The following is a 15,808-nucleotide window of genomic DNA, read 5'->3' as shown; positions in this document are numbered from 1 at the left end:
GTGCATATTCCTCGCAAAATCTCAAAATGACTTATTCAGCCGGTCTTATTTTTGCAATATCCTGCAAATATATAGGATAGAAAACATATCCCGTAAATTTCTTATTGAGCGCAACATACTCGGGAAGATCCTGAATATAAACATTTGCTGCGTCCTTTGAAAGGATGCGCTCACACTCTTTGTAATATTCGGTCTTCTGCGCATCATCAGCCGTCTCCATAGCCTTGTGAAGTGCCTCGTCGAAGTCCTTGTTGCTGTAATTAAATGTATTCTTGCTTGAAGTCGACTCATATCTTGCAAGAAGTGCTCCCGCAGATACTGTAGAAGCATCGAAACCAACAACCGTCGACTCATACTTCTTGTCAGTATACACGTCGCTGAGCCATGTATTCCACTCAACTTCCTGAATATTTGCCGTAACTCCGATAGCCTTAAACTCCTCTACAAGAACCTGTGCAGTATCTACATGCTGCTTGTAGTTGGACGGAACCGTTATTGTAAACTCAAATCCGTTCGGATATCCCGCTTCTGCCAAAAGAGCCTTAGCCTTCTCAGTGTCATGATTGTAAGTATCATTAAGCTCAGGCAAAAAATATTTTGTGAACGCAGGATACATCGCACTTCCGATCTCAGTACCCGCTCCGTCGGAAACAAAATCCATGATCTCCTGCGGATCGATCGCATAGCAAAGCGCCTGACGGACTCTCACATCATCAAAAGGCTTAACGGCATTATTGAGATAAAGAGCCTGAACCAGATTCATCGTTCCCTCATATATCTCGAACTTATCCGAAAGCTGAGCAACCTGTGCCGAAGGGATTCTTGCATACATATCGATTGAACCGCCCTCAAGGTCAAGCACGATCGCATCTGAGTTAGCTTCAATCTTGAATACTACATCCTTGATATATGCCTTCTCTCCCCAATAATCATCGAATCTTGTAACCACAAGACTCTCCTGCGGAGCATTGGAAACATACTTGTAAGGACCTGTTCCGATAGGATTGGTCTCGGGATTCTCATTGGCCTTAGGAATTATTGCCACCGTAAACTGTGGCAAAAGCTCCGAATCAGCCTTATTGAGAACTACCTCAATATGCTTGTCATCAACAATATTTACACTTTCAATTTCTGAAAAAGAAGAAATAAGCGGTTCGCTACCGTCAACTCCCGCGTTACGTTCCAAAGAATACTTGACATCCTCCGCTGTAACATCGGTTCCGTCGTGGAACTTTACTCCGTCTCTGAGTGTAAAGGTGTAAACCTTGTTGTCCTCTGATACTGTGTACTCACTGGCTACAGCAGGGTTAAGATTACCGTTCTCATCGGGTTTAACGAGTCCTTCGAACACGTTAAACATTACCTCTTTCGTACCTGCCCCCGTCATATGGTGAGGGTCAAGACTGTCAATATCCTGAGGTATTCCTACGATAAGCTTGGAAGTATCTCCCGCATTTGCAGACTCGGTAGCAGATGAAGCTGCTCCCGCGTTACCTGCGGAATTCCCTGTCTTGTCGCTTGAGCAACCGCTCAATGCAACAGTCAGTGTAGATAACACAACAGTCAGAAGTGAGCAGATTCTCTTTCTGCCATGCCTTCTTGTGATCATGTTAAATCATCCTTCCTAAAATATTATGTTCTGCTCTGGGATATGAACTAAACTCGTGTAAAACCTCGTTAAGTTCATCCCCATGGCTCGCACTAGCCTCGAAAAGACCTCGGCAAGTGCTCTGCTCAAATATAAAGCCTTGACAAAAAAATGTCAAGGCTATAGATCACTCTTTTTTAAGGAGTGGTGTGCTCTTATCGGTTGAGTCGGTTATAATACCGTCAGCTTCTTTCTTAAGAACTGACTTAAGCTCATCCATAAAAGTATTCACATCTTTAAATTCACGATATACAGAGGCGAATCTTACATAAGCTACAGGATCGAGATTTTTCATCTTATCCATAACTATCTCTCCAATAGCTCTGCTTGGTATTTCCTTCTGTTCCATATTAAAAACTTCCGTTTCAACGGCGTCAACCATCTTGGTTATCTGCTCTGCGCTTACAGGTCTCTTATGGCAAGCCCTGAAAACACCCGCTTCAATCTTTGCTCTGTCATAAGGCTCCCTGATGTCACCCTTTTTTATGACAATAAGAGGAATTGTCTCAACCTTTTCATAGGTCGTAAATCGTTTCCCGCATGAATCACAGACACGTCTCCTTCTGATCGAAGTATTTTCATCGGCGGGTCTTGAATCAATTACCCTCGTATCATCTTTTCCGCAGAATGGGCACTTCATAAAGAATCCTCCATTATGTCCACAATATATTGACTATACATAATCCATTTCCACAAATTATTGTATCATCATTTTTCGTATTTTTCCATACAATTTATAAGCAACTCTGTGGTGCGAGGTAAAATGCGGAATTTTGGGCATAATTAAAGGGCTATGGCACTTATTTAGTGCAACAGCCCTTAAAATTATTTTCTCTGCAGGAAATCCGGAATCTTAAGTGATTTGGGTTCCACTGTTGCCTTGATCTCGCTGGGTCTGTTGATTGAAAATCCCGGTCTCTGTGAAGAAGATGCGGCCGGTGTATCAGTCACAGCGGAAATAGGCGAAATTATCGGCTGTACCGGAGGTACAGTTGCGATAGGTGTAATAGGTGTCTGAACGACAGGTGTGGGCACAGGTGTAGGCTGTGATGTTGCAAATACGCGATTGGTTGCGCTCTGTGCAGCAGCTGCCTTAGTCTGTGTAGTCGTCTGAACCTTCTCTTCAATACCTGTTGCGATAACAGTTATTGTACAATTATCAGTCTTGCTCTCATCATACATTGCACCGAAGATGATGTTTACATCATTTCCTGCAAGCTGACGAACATATTCTGATGCGTCGGAAGCATCCTGAAGTGTGATATCACCGGAAATATTGATGATGACACTGGAAGCTCCGTTGATCTTAGTCTCAAGAAGAGGACTTTCAACCGCCATCTTGACAGCGTCGATAGCCTTCTCGTCTCCCTTACCGTTACCGATACCGATATGAGCAATGCCCTTGTCCTTCATAACAGTCTGAACATCGGCAAAGTCAAGGTTGATAACAGCAGGAACATTGATAAGATCGGTGATTCCCTGTACGGCCTGCTGGAGGACTTCATCAGCTTTCTTGAGCGCGTCAGGCATTGTTGTACGCCTGTCTACGATCTGAAGAAGCTTGTCATTAGGAATCACAATAAGTGTATCTACATTAGACTTGATATTCTGGATACCAAGCATAGCATTTTGCATACGCACACGTGCCTCAAAGCTGAAAGGCTTTGTAACAACGCCTACGGTAAGAATCCCCATTTCTCTGGCAAGTTTTGCAACGACGGGAGCTGCACCTGTTCCGGTTCCACCACCCATACCACAGGTAACGAATACCATATCAGCACCCTTGAGCGCTGCAGAAATCTCTTCTGCGCTCTCCTCTGCCGCTTTCTCACCAATCTCAGGCTTAGCACCTGCTCCAAGACCCTTTGTAAGCTTTTCACCAATCTGTAAAAGCTTGGGTGCCTTACAAAGCTGAAGCGCCTGCTTATCTGTATTAATACCGACAAATTCTACACCGGTAATATTTTCATCTACCATTCTATTAACAGCATTATTACCTGCACCGCCAACCCCTACGACGATGATCTTGCAAGTAGTTTCAGCATCGTTTGACTTTATTTCAAGCAAGTTTTCTCCTCCTTCATAACTTGGACTCCTTATTAGCTATGATACGATTTTTTTACTCAATTATCAACCCGTTTTTTAAGTAGAATTTTGTTTAAATTTCACTTTACACAGACACAATTCTTTAATTTTTCGGAGTAAATGTAAAAAGTTTTGTGTCTTCATTTAAATCTTTCAGATTAAGAATTCCCGTCTGGCCTTCGAGTTTTGGCAGTTGATATTGAAGTTGTTGAATTTTTTCGTCAATATAATCATTTTTGCCTATACTGACTTCAACTCCGCCGAAATAAAGATAGACATTAAAATCACTGTCAAAAAAAATCTTATCGGCGTGAAGTTTGTATTTATTCAAAAGCTGCGTAATATCGAGAATCTCGCCGAATATCAACTGATGATCTTCATCGATAGGCAGCTTTTCGTGCATGGTAATATGATCAAAATTAAGTCCCATGACCTGTGGGACATCTTCGGTAGTTTCGGAAGAGCACTCAACAACGATGCCCTCTCTGTCAAAGTAGATATAACGTCCAAGATATGCTATATATCCCGCCACGGCCTTTTCAAAAACATTTATCTTGACCGTATCTTTCGATACTATATCCACATCGATCTTTTCAATAAAAGGAATGTCCTCAATGCTCTTGTTCATGTATTTCATGGATAAAAACATTGAGTTGTGGCACAGTTTGTCCGTCATGACCATATCGGCTATCTCATCTTTGGAATAGTGAGTATTTCCGTCAACCTCAATATTCTTAACGGTATAATTGTCCGCAACATACAACACCGCCGCTGCGACAACCAAAACAGCAAACATGATTATGCCCGTAATAACATAAAGACTCCGTTTATATCTAAAGGAGTCTCTCAGTTTCTCAAAAGGATGAAAAGCCGATTCGGCAGCATATGAACGTTTTTTTCTTTTTTTACGTTTCTTTTTTGCCATATTCAAACTATCTTCCTATATTTCTTCCGACATTAAGTGCCATTCCAAGTTCCGCAAGCTGGAACACAACCGCAGTACCGCCGTAGCTTATGAACGGAAGTGTGATTCCCGTGTTGGGGATTGTGTTGGTAACAACCGCTATGTTAAGGATAACCTGAATTGCTATATGCGCCATAACGCCGATAACAAGCAGTGCTCCAAACATATCGGGTGCATTGTTTGCAATGATCATAAGTCTCCAGATAAGAAGAAGGAACATGAGCATTACAGCGATAGCACCGAAAAGTCCGAGTTCTTCGCATATAACCGAAAAGATCATATCATTCTGCGCCTCGGGAATAAATCCCATCTTCTGCATGCTCTCGCCGAGACCTTTTCCGAATGTTCCGCCTGAACCGATCGCATAAAGAGACTGAAGCGTCTGAAAACCTTTACCTGTCGCATGTCCCTGAGGATCGAGCCATGCGAGAACTCGCTCGGATCTGAAATTTCCTTTTGCTCCCGCGTTCGCGATTATAAGAACCGTAACAGTTGCTAAAGCGCCAACCGAAAGCGCTGCCATTACATATCTCTTATATCCCGGAGTCGCAACAAAAAGCATGATAACCGCGATTCCCATTACGATGATGGCAGAACTAAGGTTTTTGGTACACAGGCGGATCATTATCGCAAGAAATGCCGGAAATCCTATCGCCACTCCGTATCCCCTAGGGGTTAAAAGAAGCTTCTGTAGCCTTAAGATAATAGCCGCAACAAATATGATAACGGCAACCTTAGCTATCTCCGCCGGCTGAATCGACCCAAGTACAGGAACTCTGATCCATCTTTTCGCACCGTTGATCTCTTTTCCTATGATGGGAGTCAAAAGAAGCAAAACAGCCGATGTCGCATACAGCGGAAACGCGATCTTTCTTAAGATTCCATAAGGGAAGTAAGACATAAATATCATAACAACTATTCCGCCAAACACCGCCCCGCACTGGTGCTTGAAATAATATGACGAGTCTCCGCCCATCTTAAGATTAGCCCAATATGTACTTGTCGAATATATCATTACAAGTCCAAATGCGAGCAAAAAAAGTATTACAAATATCAAACTGTAGTCAACATATGTTTCTTCTCTTTGCCTTCTTAAAACGTTCACTCCGGTCCTTGCCATATCAGATCATCCCCTCATATTTTTTGTCATATTCTCAAAGTCTGTTTACATACTCCTTGAATTTCTTACCCCTTGTTTCATAGTTCGGGAACATGTCCCAACTTGCACATGCAGGTGAAAGAAGCACCGCTTCCCCTTCTTTTGCGTTAGAACTGCAATATTCAAGCGCCTCTTCAAAAGTATCCTTAAATACAAACTTATTAAAACCGTGCTTCTGCGCACACTCTGCAATCTTTTCCTTAGTCTGTCCGATAAGAACGAGCATCTTTACGGTATCGCCAAAGTTCTCGATCCACTCGTCATACTCACTGCCCTTGTCGTAGCCGCCACCGATAAGTATTGTCGGCTTTGACATAGCCTTGATTCCCTGAATTGCAGCATCGGGATTGGTTCCCTTGGAATCATTGTAGTAATCTACGCCATTCTTGGTCGCAACAAACTCGATTCTGTGTTCAACCGCCTTGAATTCACGAACGACTCTGAGAATTGTTGAAAAAGGAACTCCCATAGCCACAGCCATCGCAATAGCAGCCATAACATTCTCGACATTACACATTCCGACAAGATTCATATCGTGAATATTCATTACCTTAACCGCTTCGCCGGCGATACTCATGAATATCTCTTCACCGTCAAGGTAGAATCCGTCTTTTAGCTTTTCACTTGTTGAAAAGAAAACCACCTTGGCGGGACATTTTTCTCCAAACTCTCTTGTATATGGATTGTCGTAGTTAAGTACGCATGTATCCTCTTTAGTCTGGTTGTTTGTAATGTTCTGCTTCATCTCGGCATAGCACTCCATAGTGTGATGCCTGTTTAAGTGATCGGGTGTTATGTTTAAGATAGCCGAAACCTGTGCATGGAAATTATCAACCGCCTCAAGCTGGAAAGAACTTATCTCTCCGACAGTAACGGTGTCTTCCTTCATTTCAAGTGCGCTCTCAGCATATGAAACACCGATATTTCCAACAACATAGCTGCTCTTAAAGTGAGCCTTCATTATCTCTCCTACAAGAGTTGTTGTTGTAGTCTTTCCGTTTGTTCCCGTGATGGCAACAAGTTTTCCCTTTGCAAAGTTATAAGCAAGCTCTATCTCGCTCCAAATAGGAATATTTTTTTCCTTGATACGAAGTACCGTAGGTGCATCGAGAGGAACCGCAGGGCTTGGTACAACAAGCACAAGCTCGTCGAGAACTTCGTCTGAGATCTCGCCTATGATGATCTCTGTATTCTCTCTATCCTCTTCATTAAGTTTTTTTACTATATCTTCTCTTGTGACCTTGGTATTTTCTTCAAGCATTACGGGCACGGCGCCGACCTGATGAAGAAGTCGCACAGAACCTACTCCCGACAATCCCGTTCCGATCACAAGTACTTTTTTTCCTGATATCTCACTAGCTTTCATATCTCTCAACCTCTGTTATAATCCTGCATATGCTATAAGGCACATGATAACTGTTACTGTTGTAAATACATTAACTACCTTTGTTTCTGACCAGCCGCCCTTTTCAAAATGATGATGGATCGGAGCCATTCTGAAGATTCTTTTTCCGTTTGTAAGCTTGAAATAAGTAACCTGCATGATAACGGAAATAACTTCGATAAGGTAAATGAATCCGACGATCACAATGAAAAGAGGCATATTCATAACATATGATATTCCCGCAACGAAACCTCCGATTGCAAGAGATCCAGTATCTCCCATCATAACTTTTCCGGGATAAACGTTGTATACGAGATATCCGAGAAGTCCGCCCATCATTGCAGCTGCCATAACTTCCGCGCCGGTCGATCCGTAACGCATGGCTGCCAAAACGAAAAAGCCTGCAACAACAGCCGTTACCGATGCGCAAAGTCCGTCAACTCCGTCGGTGAAGTTTGTTCCGTTAGCGGTACCAAGTGATATGAAACACAAAACAGGAATATTAAAAATTCCAAAATCTATCGTGTTTCCCAAAAATGGAACCTGCATTGCAAGTGTCATATCCGTACAATTCTCTACATATAATGAAAAAGCAATCGCAACAATGAGCTGTCCCAAAAACTTCTGCCAGGCTCTGAGTCCAAGGTTATGCTTTTTTACAACCTTGATGTAATCATCGATAAATCCGATCACGCCAAATCCGAAAGTAAGTATAAGAACAGGAATTACTTCCTTATGAAATGCAGCATAGATAACACCTATAATAAAGAAGGGAAGCAAAAAGATAATTCCTCCCATTGTCGGAGTTCCCGTCTTTTTCTGATGAGATTCAAGCCCCTCTTCTCTCTCAGTCTGTCCCGCTTTGAGCTTTTTAAGGATCGATATGATCTTAGGCCCCGCAAGTACGGCAATAAGGCATGATGCACATACCGGTATCAAAGTTCTTACAATATAATCATTCACGTAAATACCCCCACTGAATCTTAATTATTTGTTGTTTCCTCGGGCGCATCCTCTGCCTGGTCATCCTCAAATGCGGTGCTGCCCAATTCGTATCCACTGTCAGGATCGATTAAATTTCCTGTATTCGGGTTAATATAATACCCCGTCTCAGGGTCAACGTCAAATGATTTCCAGATAGGTTCCTTTTTTTCTTCAGTTTCTTCTGTTTTCTCTTCAGATGAAGCTCCCTCGGCTGCTTCGCCCTCTTCCTGCTCAGTTTCTACTTTGGGAGGTGCCGAAGTTATACCGAATTTTTCTCTGTGCTCATTAAGCTCCTGCTGCTGTTTCTCGCTGATTTCCTCTGTCATCGGATATCCCAGATAAGGAAGTGCCTCCGTGAGGATATTTTTTACAATAACTGTTGCAAATCTTGCATTATCCTGCGCAATCGTATTGGGTCTGTCAACAACAACATATATCGAGATTTCCGGCTTATCCGCAGGTGCATATCCCATGAAAGAAACAACATAGTTCTTCTTATCACGTCGACCGTTGATACTCATCTCGGCCGTTCCGGTCTTGCCGCCTATCCTATATCCGATGGGCACTGCAGTTGTACCTGTACCACCTTCCTGAGTAACCGTGTTGCAATACTCGATTATCTTTTTCGAAGTGCTGTCCGAAACAGTCTGTTTCAAGAGCCTTGGCTCTATATTCTTTATCGTGCTTCCGCTGCTTGAAAGAATCTTTTTTACAACATGAGGCTGATAGAACTTTCCTCCATTAATTAAGGAATTGAAAGCTGTTATCATCTCTATCATCGTACAGTTGTAACCCTGACCGAAAGAATATGTCGCAAGATCGGCAGGAACCATTACAACCTGTCCGTCTTTACTGTTCTCGCCGTTTTCTCTGTGGATCATTACATCCGTATCCGTGAAAGGTTCACCCGGAAGATCGATATTTGTCTTAAGTCCCAATCCAAGATTTTTCTGATACTGGGAAAAAATGTGTATTCCGGTCGCCTGGGCAACATACATCATCGCAACGTTGCAAGATTTCTGGATACCCTGCTGAACCGAGATAAGTCCGTCGCCGCCCGTGTTATGGCAGTGAATCTTATGTCCGCCGACTTCAAGATATCCACCGCAGTTGTATGTTTCGTTACCTGTTATCTTGCCACTGTCAAGGCCGATGGCAACAGTAAGCGGCTTAGAGACCGATCCGGGCTCATATGTATCGGATACGCAGAAATTTTTCCAGAGTCTCTGAAGATTGGTTACTTTTTGCTCATAAAGTTCGGGGCTGTCGCTGTTGTTAAACTCATCAGCTCTTTCCTGTGTGATATAGACGGGATTTTCTTTTTCGTCTTTAACCTGTTCTACTTCACCTTTATGCTTTTTGATATTGCCGTCTTCATCTTTTATATCTTCCCGAATCACTCTAAGTTCCGGCATTCCTACCAACTTAGATGCATCCCAGGGATTATTGAGGTCAAAATTCGGGTAGCTTGCCATAGCAAGGATCTCGCCGGTATTGATGTTCGTCATGATGCATCCGACATTCATCGCACCGTTACCCGGACGGGCTTTTCCTTTATTCTCTTCATTAAATACATTGAGATATTTCTCAACAACCGACTGAAGATGACTGTCTATGGAAGTAACTATACTGTTACCGTCTATCGCAGGGATGGTAGTTCTCTCAAGCTTCAAGTCATCGTCGAGATGACCGTATTCTCTTCCTTCAACTCCTCCCAGTATGTCGTTATACTGCTTTTCAAGTCCCCACTGGCCCACGCCGTCGGCCGAAGTAAATCCGATAACATCGCTTGCCAGAGTATTTTCGGGATATTTTCTTATATAATTATCTTCAAAATATACACCCTTTAGTTTTTCTTTTGACGCATAATCCTGAAAACCTTTTATCTCGTCATAGCTCAATTTTTTTGCCAGAATATAATATTTCTTATCCGGATTTTTTTGCACATAATCCTGTATCCATTTAAGATCAATCCCGTTTGCGCTCATCTGCTTTGAAAAAAATTTATTGAGCGCATTGAGTGTAGGCTCGATCTTCTCTTCATCACTCACAAGAACATTCGCATTAAGGATAAGGTCGTACACCTTCTCGCTCCATGCAAGCGTGCTTTCATTACAATCAAGGATTGAACCTCTCTTATATGCAATTGATCTCGAATCATATTGCTGCTGCGAAAGAACTTTTTTCTCATATTCCTTACCGTTATTGGTGGTGATACTGATAAGTCTCGCTCCTAATCCAGCAAAAGCCAGTAATACCAACATAAAAAGTACTACCAGCTTTTTCTTCATTCCTATTGTAAATTTCTGCACATTTTTAGTTTTAATATTTTTCATGGCAAAAGATATTTCCTTATTACTTATTTGACGCCTGTGGTATGGGGGCGAGCTGTCTTACATAGTCGTCACCGCCATCGTCAGTATATTTCACGATCTGACCGTCATCAGCATAAGTCATACCAAAACCAATAGCTGCCTCTTTTATCTCATCAAGACTCATCCTGCCATTGGCTCTGTTATAGTTCTCGTCATTATCCTGCTTTAAACTGTTCAGCTGCTTCTCAAGCTGGGCTATATTCTTCATACTGGCAGTAACTCTTGACTGAAGAGAAATATAAAAAGCCAAAGTTCCTACCATTACAATCATTGCAAAAGACAAGAACAATAAGTATCCAAAACTCATATGATGGCGTTTTTTATGTCTTCTTAAAGGCTCCTGAACATGGACTCTTCTACGCACATGATCGGGTTCATATGTACGTCTGACTGTGTTGCCATAGATGTATGCGTTAGCCATATTCATTCTCCTTTCCGTTTAGTGTGTGATCATCTCATCACAGGGCTTTTTCAAAAACTCTAAGCTTTGCGCTCTGTGATCTCTTGTTCTCAGAAAGCTCTTTCCCACTCGGAAGAATCGGCTTCCTTGTTATTACTTTGCCCTTTGAAACTTTGCCGCAGACACAGACCGGGAAATCCGGTGGGCATGTGCATGGGTTTTCATTGGTCCTGAAATTATTCTTCGCTATCCTGTCTTCCAACGAATGGAAAGTGATAACGCAGAGTCTTCCACCCGGATTCAAGAAGTCTATGAATCCGTCAAGTGAACCTGACAAAACATCAAGTTCTCTGTTCAAAGCAATTCGTAATGCCTGATAAGTCCTCTTTGAAGGATGTCCGCCCTTCTCTCTCATCTTCGCAGGTATCGCCGCCTTGATGATCTCGTTGAGTCTGAAGGTCGTCTCTATAGGACTCTTCTCACGCTCTATACAGATGTGCTTTGCTATATTCTTAGCGAACTTGTCTTCGCCAAAGTCTCTTATAATATGAAAGATCTCTGTCTCCGAATATTCATTGACTATATCTCTCGCTGTAAGTTCCTGTCTTCGGTCCATTCTCATGTCAAGAGGAACATCTTCTTTGTAGGTAAAGCCTCTCTCAGCGTTGTCAAGCTGGTATGATGACACACCAAGATCGAGCAAAATCCCGTCAACTCCGGTCACTCCGAGTTCTTTCAGCCTGCTTACCGCATTTTCATAATTGTCTCTTATGACAGTTACTCTGTCCTCAAACGGCTGAAGTCTCTTTGTTGCAGCCTCGATAGCGTCTGCATCCTGATCCGTTCCGTACAGGTGTCCTCCGGCCGTAAGTCTCTCCGCAATGTGAAAAGAGTGTCCGGCCCCTCCGAGAGTTCCGTCCAGATATAATCCATCCGGTTTAATATTCAAATTATCAAGCACTTCCTCAAGAAGTACAGAATAGTGATTGAATTCCATGTGTTTACCTTAGATACTTAAGCCGTATTCGCTCATCTTGGCAGCAATTGAATTGATATCATCAAATGTGCTTGCCTTCTCCCATTCAGCCTTGCTCCAGATTTCAGCTCTGTTGCCGACTCCGGCAATTATAGCCTCCTTCTCGATCTTGGCATGTTGCAAAAGATTCGCGGGAAGAAGTATTCTTCCTTGCTTGTCAATCTCCGCATCAATAGCACCGGCGATAAAGAAACGCCCTAACATTCTGGCTTCGGGTTTATCCATAGGAAGTGATTGTAGTTTTGCTTCAAACTGTTCCCAGCCTTCTTCGGCGAATACGAAAAGACAGCCGTCAAACCCCTTAGTAACCACAAATTGTTCACCAAGAAGTTCACGGAATTTAGCAGGAATTATGAGCCTTCCTTTAGCATCGATGGAATGGCTGTATTCACCTTTAAATGCTGTTCCCACTTATCTCCCACTTTCAACCACTTTTTAACACTTTTTACCACCTGAAGTCATTATAAAACAAAATTAATCATTAAACAACCTTAAAAACATAAAAAATTAGTAAAGTAATTAGCTTAGATATTGTCGTAATTAGCACATTTTTAGCATAAAAAAGGAGCCTCTTTCGAGACTCCTCTTAATCGATTTTAAGCTAAAGTAATTTCTGCTATTGTGTTTCCGTTATCTTTTTATTCTTTATTTTCTGATTCAATTTCGTTATTCATTTCTTTCTGAGCTTTTTCACCCTCAATTGCTTCGGATTCAGGCTCAGATTCTTTATCCGCTTCTTTTTCCCGGTCTTCCACGGCTTCTGTGCCACCAACTGCAACCTTTGAAAGTCTTACTCTCGTGACTACCTCAGCAACAGCCGCAAATACAAAGCAGCACAATCCTATCATCATGGAAATCGGTATCTTGGTATTGGCGAAAAAGAGCCTATCCGTTCTCACATGCTCTATCCATGCTCTTCCGATTCCGTATCCGCCCAGATACATGAGTGTGATCTCGCCGTCGAACTTCTTATGCTTTGTATAAAGAAGAATTATTATAAGAAGCCCCAGGTTCCACAAGCTTTCATAAAGGAATGTCGGAGAAACCTGAATGTAGTTTGCTCCGTTCATGTGCTCTATCATGAGATCCGAAACATCGCTGCTTCTGACCATTTCAATAGGAAGTCTCATTGCAAGAAGGCCGTCCGTATACTCACCGAAAACTTCTCTGTTGGTAAAATTCCCCCATCTTCCCATTACCTGCCCGAGAAGAAGTCCCGGCATAACGGTATCGGTAAGCTTTAAGAACTTGCATTTTTTCACTCTTGAAAAAATGTATATCGTCGCAAATCCCGCAATAACACCGCCATATATCGCAAGTCCGCCGTTTCTTATCGCAAGGATTCCAAGAAGATCATCCTTGTAACTGTCCCACGAAAAGATGACGTAATACAATCTCGCTCCAATTATGGAAAAGATAATTACATATACCGCAAGATCCCAGTAAATATCGGGGTCTTGGTCTGTCTTTTTCGCAACATTCGCTATAAGAAAAAGAGCAAACAAAAAGCCGAGTCCGATTATCACTCCGTAAAGTGCAATGGTAAATCCGAACACTTCAAAGCTTTTAGGGACATTGTGCAGATATATGTGCAGATTAGGAAAATCTATGTCCATTCTCCCCATATCACCGGCTGTCATAGTATTCCTCCCGTATTAAACATTGAATCTGAACAGAATAACATCTCCGTCCTGAACCACGTACTCTTTTCCTTCCATACGTACGAGTCCCTTCTCTTTTGCTGCCGCAATAGAGCCTTCGCGAAGAAGATCCTGATAATTGATAACTTCCGCCTTGATAAAGCCTCTCTCAAAGTCAGTGTGAATCTTACCTGCTGCCTGAGGTGCCTTTGTTCCGATCTTGATAGTCCAGGCTCTTGTCTCATCTTCTCCCGATGTAAGGAAGCTCATAAGTCCGAGAGTCTTGTAACTTGCGGCAATGAGCTTATCAAGTCCCGACTCTGTAAGACCAAGGCTTTCAAGGAACTCAGCCTTCTCGTCTTCATCAAGTTCTGAGATCTCAGCCTCGATCTGCGCACTGATAACGAATACTTCGCTTCCTGTCTTGGATGCAAACTCTTTAACGGCAGCAACATATTTGTTTGATGCACCGTCATCCGCAAGATCTTCGTCCTTAACGTTAGCCGCATAAATTACGGGTTTCCATGTGAGAAGGTCAAGGCTGTTTACAAATGCCTTCTCCTCCGGATCTTCAAACTCAAGTTCTCTTGCCATCTTATCAGCTTCAAGAACCTCTTTTATCCTATTTAATATATCAAGCTCTTTTGCTGCAGTCTTATCCATTCTTGCAGTCTTGGCAGTCTTGGCGATTCGGCGCTCAAGAACTTCAAGATCGGCAAATACAAGCTCAAGGTTGATTGTCTCTATATCACGCACGGGATCGACACTTCCGTCAACGTGAATAACGTTTGTGTCATCAAAGCATCTAACCACATGCACGATTGCATCAGTCTCACGAATATTTGCAAGAAACTGGTTTCCAAGTCCCTCACCCTTAGATGCTCCCTTAACAAGTCCCGCGATATCGACAAACTCTATAGTAGCAGGTGTCACCTTCTTGGAATGATAAAGGTCCCCAAGCTGCTTAAGTCTGTTATCCGGAACAGCAACAACACCCACGTTAGGGTCAATCGTAGCAAACGGATAGTTCGCAGCAAGCGCTCCTGCATTTGTAAGTGAATTAAAGAGTGTACTCTTTCCGACGTTCGGAAGTCCCACGATTCCTAGTTTCATTTTTTATGTATCTCCTTTTAAAAATGCTTTATTTAAGCCATTTGTTATCTCAGCTTATTGTACCGAGTACCACGCTGGGCACCATTTATCTATTATGACATAAAAATAGTCCTGACACAGCGAATATATATTACCATGTCAGGACGGATTTGTAAAAACATGCAGTAATGAACCTAGGGAATGGACCTAGTGGACGGAGTCATAAATAATATGGGTTCTTAAATGATGTTTGTCCGGTTCTTGTCTCTAACTCTCTTATTACATCTTCTACTACCTTGTCTTTGAATTCTTCGTAGTTCATCGCCTACCTCCTTCTGAAAGTAAATAGTTTTAGGCTCAAAATGAGCGCAAAAAAGCAGCTACCTCGTTTGAGATAACTGCTCTATGTAAGCTTTTTATTTCAAAAAATTTGGTGTAACTACTCTCAAATTATCCCTCAAGTTGAGGGATAATTTCATCTGGATACAGTTGCAAAATTTAGTCTCATTTAAACGTGAGCCTTATTTCTTACATTGTCTAATCCTAAGCTCAATCAATATTTCCAAACTCTGCTTCAATTTCTTCAATCGTTGGCATACTTCCTTTAAATTCTTCTGGAATCAACTTTGATAATTCGTAACTGGATACGCCAATAGGTTGGCTACTTGATTCCAACGCATATTGAGCCTCTACTTTGTCAAGTGTAAACGTCAATGAAAAAGTTTACCACTCGCTACCGAATTAGTTTACCACTTCGCTAGCGAAAAACTTTACCATTTGACCATTTTTCGCTGGTGAATAAGTTTACCAGTAGCGATACTGAAAAAGTTTACCACTAACGCTACCGAAAAAGTTTACCACCAAGTTTCTTGTTATGGGGAACACCGCAATAGCAGCATTCCCCGAGTTACTTTAGTTATAATACATAGTTTTCGAATGGCAGGTCCTCATCAAGACGAACCTTATGGGCATGAGCTTTGAAGTATTCAAAATCCTCTGTAAGCCCCTTCCATTTGATATAATCGCTCAAGTATTGATTCT

Annotated in this window: 13 protein-coding genes and 1 pseudogene; all 14 read right to left on the bottom strand. The window is 42.2% G+C overall.

The window, feature by feature from the left end; genetic code table 11:
- Window positions 1-31: 31 nt before the first annotated feature.
- Window positions 32-1,609, bottom strand: a complete 1,578-nt coding sequence (locus BLP87_RS03835) for an ABC transporter substrate-binding protein (RefSeq protein WP_074461528.1) — start codon at window positions 1,607-1,609, stop codon at window positions 32-34.
- Between the two features lie 166 nt (window positions 1,610-1,775).
- Complete coding sequence (gene nrdR, locus BLP87_RS03830) at window positions 1,776-2,288, bottom strand: transcriptional regulator NrdR (protein ID WP_026654317.1); 513 nt, start codon at window positions 2,286-2,288, stop codon at window positions 1,776-1,778.
- A gap of 185 nt (window positions 2,289-2,473) precedes the next feature.
- The gene (gene ftsZ, locus BLP87_RS03825; protein WP_074461527.1) at window positions 2,474-3,715 is read right to left on the bottom strand and encodes a cell division protein FtsZ; all 1,242 of its coding nucleotides are present in this window, start codon (window positions 3,713-3,715) and stop codon (window positions 2,474-2,476) included.
- A 121-nt stretch (window positions 3,716-3,836) separates the two neighbouring features.
- The gene (locus BLP87_RS03820) at window positions 3,837-4,658 is read right to left on the bottom strand and encodes a cell division protein FtsQ/DivIB (RefSeq protein WP_074461526.1); all 822 of its coding nucleotides are present in this window, start codon (window positions 4,656-4,658) and stop codon (window positions 3,837-3,839) included.
- Window positions 4,659-4,665: 7 nt separating this feature from the next.
- A complete protein-coding gene (locus tag BLP87_RS03815) occupies window positions 4,666-5,817 on the bottom strand; it encodes an FtsW/RodA/SpoVE family cell cycle protein (RefSeq protein WP_074461525.1) in 1,152 nt (383 codons plus the stop codon).
- 34 nt (window positions 5,818-5,851) lie between these two features.
- Complete coding sequence (murD, locus tag BLP87_RS03810) at window positions 5,852-7,222, bottom strand: UDP-N-acetylmuramoyl-L-alanine--D-glutamate ligase (RefSeq protein ID WP_074461524.1); 1,371 nt, start codon at window positions 7,220-7,222, stop codon at window positions 5,852-5,854.
- Between the two features lie 15 nt (window positions 7,223-7,237).
- A complete protein-coding gene (gene mraY / locus BLP87_RS03805) occupies window positions 7,238-8,203 on the bottom strand; it encodes a phospho-N-acetylmuramoyl-pentapeptide-transferase (RefSeq protein ID WP_074461523.1) in 966 nt (321 codons plus the stop codon).
- 20 nt (window positions 8,204-8,223) lie between these two features.
- Window positions 8,224-10,560 (bottom strand): penicillin-binding transpeptidase domain-containing protein, encoded by a 2,337-nt coding sequence (locus tag BLP87_RS03800; RefSeq protein WP_074461522.1) that lies wholly within the window; start codon window positions 10,558-10,560, stop codon window positions 8,224-8,226.
- A 19-nt stretch (window positions 10,561-10,579) separates the two neighbouring features.
- The gene (locus BLP87_RS03795) at window positions 10,580-11,020 is read right to left on the bottom strand and encodes a cell division protein FtsL (RefSeq protein WP_074461521.1); all 441 of its coding nucleotides are present in this window, start codon (window positions 11,018-11,020) and stop codon (window positions 10,580-10,582) included.
- A gap of 37 nt (window positions 11,021-11,057) precedes the next feature.
- Window positions 11,058-11,996 (bottom strand): 16S rRNA (cytosine(1402)-N(4))-methyltransferase RsmH, encoded by a 939-nt coding sequence (rsmH, locus tag BLP87_RS03790; protein WP_074461520.1) that lies wholly within the window; start codon window positions 11,994-11,996, stop codon window positions 11,058-11,060.
- A 9-nt stretch (window positions 11,997-12,005) separates the two neighbouring features.
- Window positions 12,006-12,446: a division/cell wall cluster transcriptional repressor MraZ gene (gene mraZ / locus BLP87_RS03785; protein WP_026654308.1), complete on the bottom strand. Its 441-nt coding sequence runs from the start codon at window positions 12,444-12,446 to the stop codon at window positions 12,006-12,008.
- A gap of 227 nt (window positions 12,447-12,673) precedes the next feature.
- Window positions 12,674-13,675 (bottom strand): prolipoprotein diacylglyceryl transferase, encoded by a 1,002-nt coding sequence (lgt, locus tag BLP87_RS03780; protein WP_074461519.1) that lies wholly within the window; start codon window positions 13,673-13,675, stop codon window positions 12,674-12,676.
- Between the two features lie 15 nt (window positions 13,676-13,690).
- Window positions 13,691-14,788: a redox-regulated ATPase YchF gene (gene ychF / locus BLP87_RS03775; protein WP_074461518.1), complete on the bottom strand. Its 1,098-nt coding sequence runs from the start codon at window positions 14,786-14,788 to the stop codon at window positions 13,691-13,693.
- 528 nt (window positions 14,789-15,316) lie between these two features.
- Window positions 15,317-15,466: pseudogene (locus BLP87_RS15845) on the bottom strand (DUF1016 domain-containing protein); the annotation flags it as partial.
- Between the last annotated feature and the right edge of the window lie 342 nt (window positions 15,467-15,808).

It is taken from the genome of Butyrivibrio hungatei (genome assembly GCF_900101605.1).
GTDB classification, from domain to species: Bacteria; Bacillota; Clostridia; order Lachnospirales; family Lachnospiraceae; genus Butyrivibrio; species Butyrivibrio hungatei_B.
Note: the sequence above shows the minus strand (reverse complement) of the source record. Positions and strands in the feature narration are given on the sequence as shown.

What these genes read in the sequence shown, in the direction of transcription:
- BLP87_RS03835 (WP_074461528.1), bottom strand. Translation starts at nt 1,609, where the DNA reads ATGATCACAAGAAGGCATGGCAGAAAGAGAATCTGCTCACTTCTGACT.
- nrdR (WP_026654317.1), bottom strand. Translation starts at nt 2,288, where the DNA reads ATGAAGTGCCCATTCTGCGGAAAAGATGATACGAGGGTAATTGATTCA.
- BLP87_RS03820 (WP_074461526.1), bottom strand. Translation starts at nt 4,658, where the DNA reads ATGGCAAAAAAGAAACGTAAAAAAAGAAAAAAACGTTCATATGCTGCC.
- BLP87_RS03815 (WP_074461525.1), bottom strand. Translation starts at nt 5,817, where the DNA reads ATGGCAAGGACCGGAGTGAACGTTTTAAGAAGGCAAAGAGAAGAAACA.
- murD (WP_074461524.1), bottom strand. Translation starts at nt 7,222, where the DNA reads ATGAAAGCTAGTGAGATATCAGGAAAAAAAGTACTTGTGATCGGAACG.
- BLP87_RS03800 (WP_074461522.1), bottom strand. Translation starts at nt 10,560, where the DNA reads ATGAAAAATATTAAAACTAAAAATGTGCAGAAATTTACAATAGGAATG.
- BLP87_RS03795 (WP_074461521.1), bottom strand. Translation starts at nt 11,020, where the DNA reads ATGGCTAACGCATACATCTATGGCAACACAGTCAGACGTACATATGAA.
- rsmH (WP_074461520.1), bottom strand. Translation starts at nt 11,996, where the DNA reads ATGGAATTCAATCACTATTCTGTACTTCTTGAGGAAGTGCTTGATAAT.
- lgt (WP_074461519.1), bottom strand. Translation starts at nt 13,675, where the DNA reads ATGACAGCCGGTGATATGGGGAGAATGGACATAGATTTTCCTAATCTG.
- ychF (WP_074461518.1), bottom strand. Translation starts at nt 14,788, where the DNA reads ATGAAACTAGGAATCGTGGGACTTCCGAACGTCGGAAAGAGTACACTC.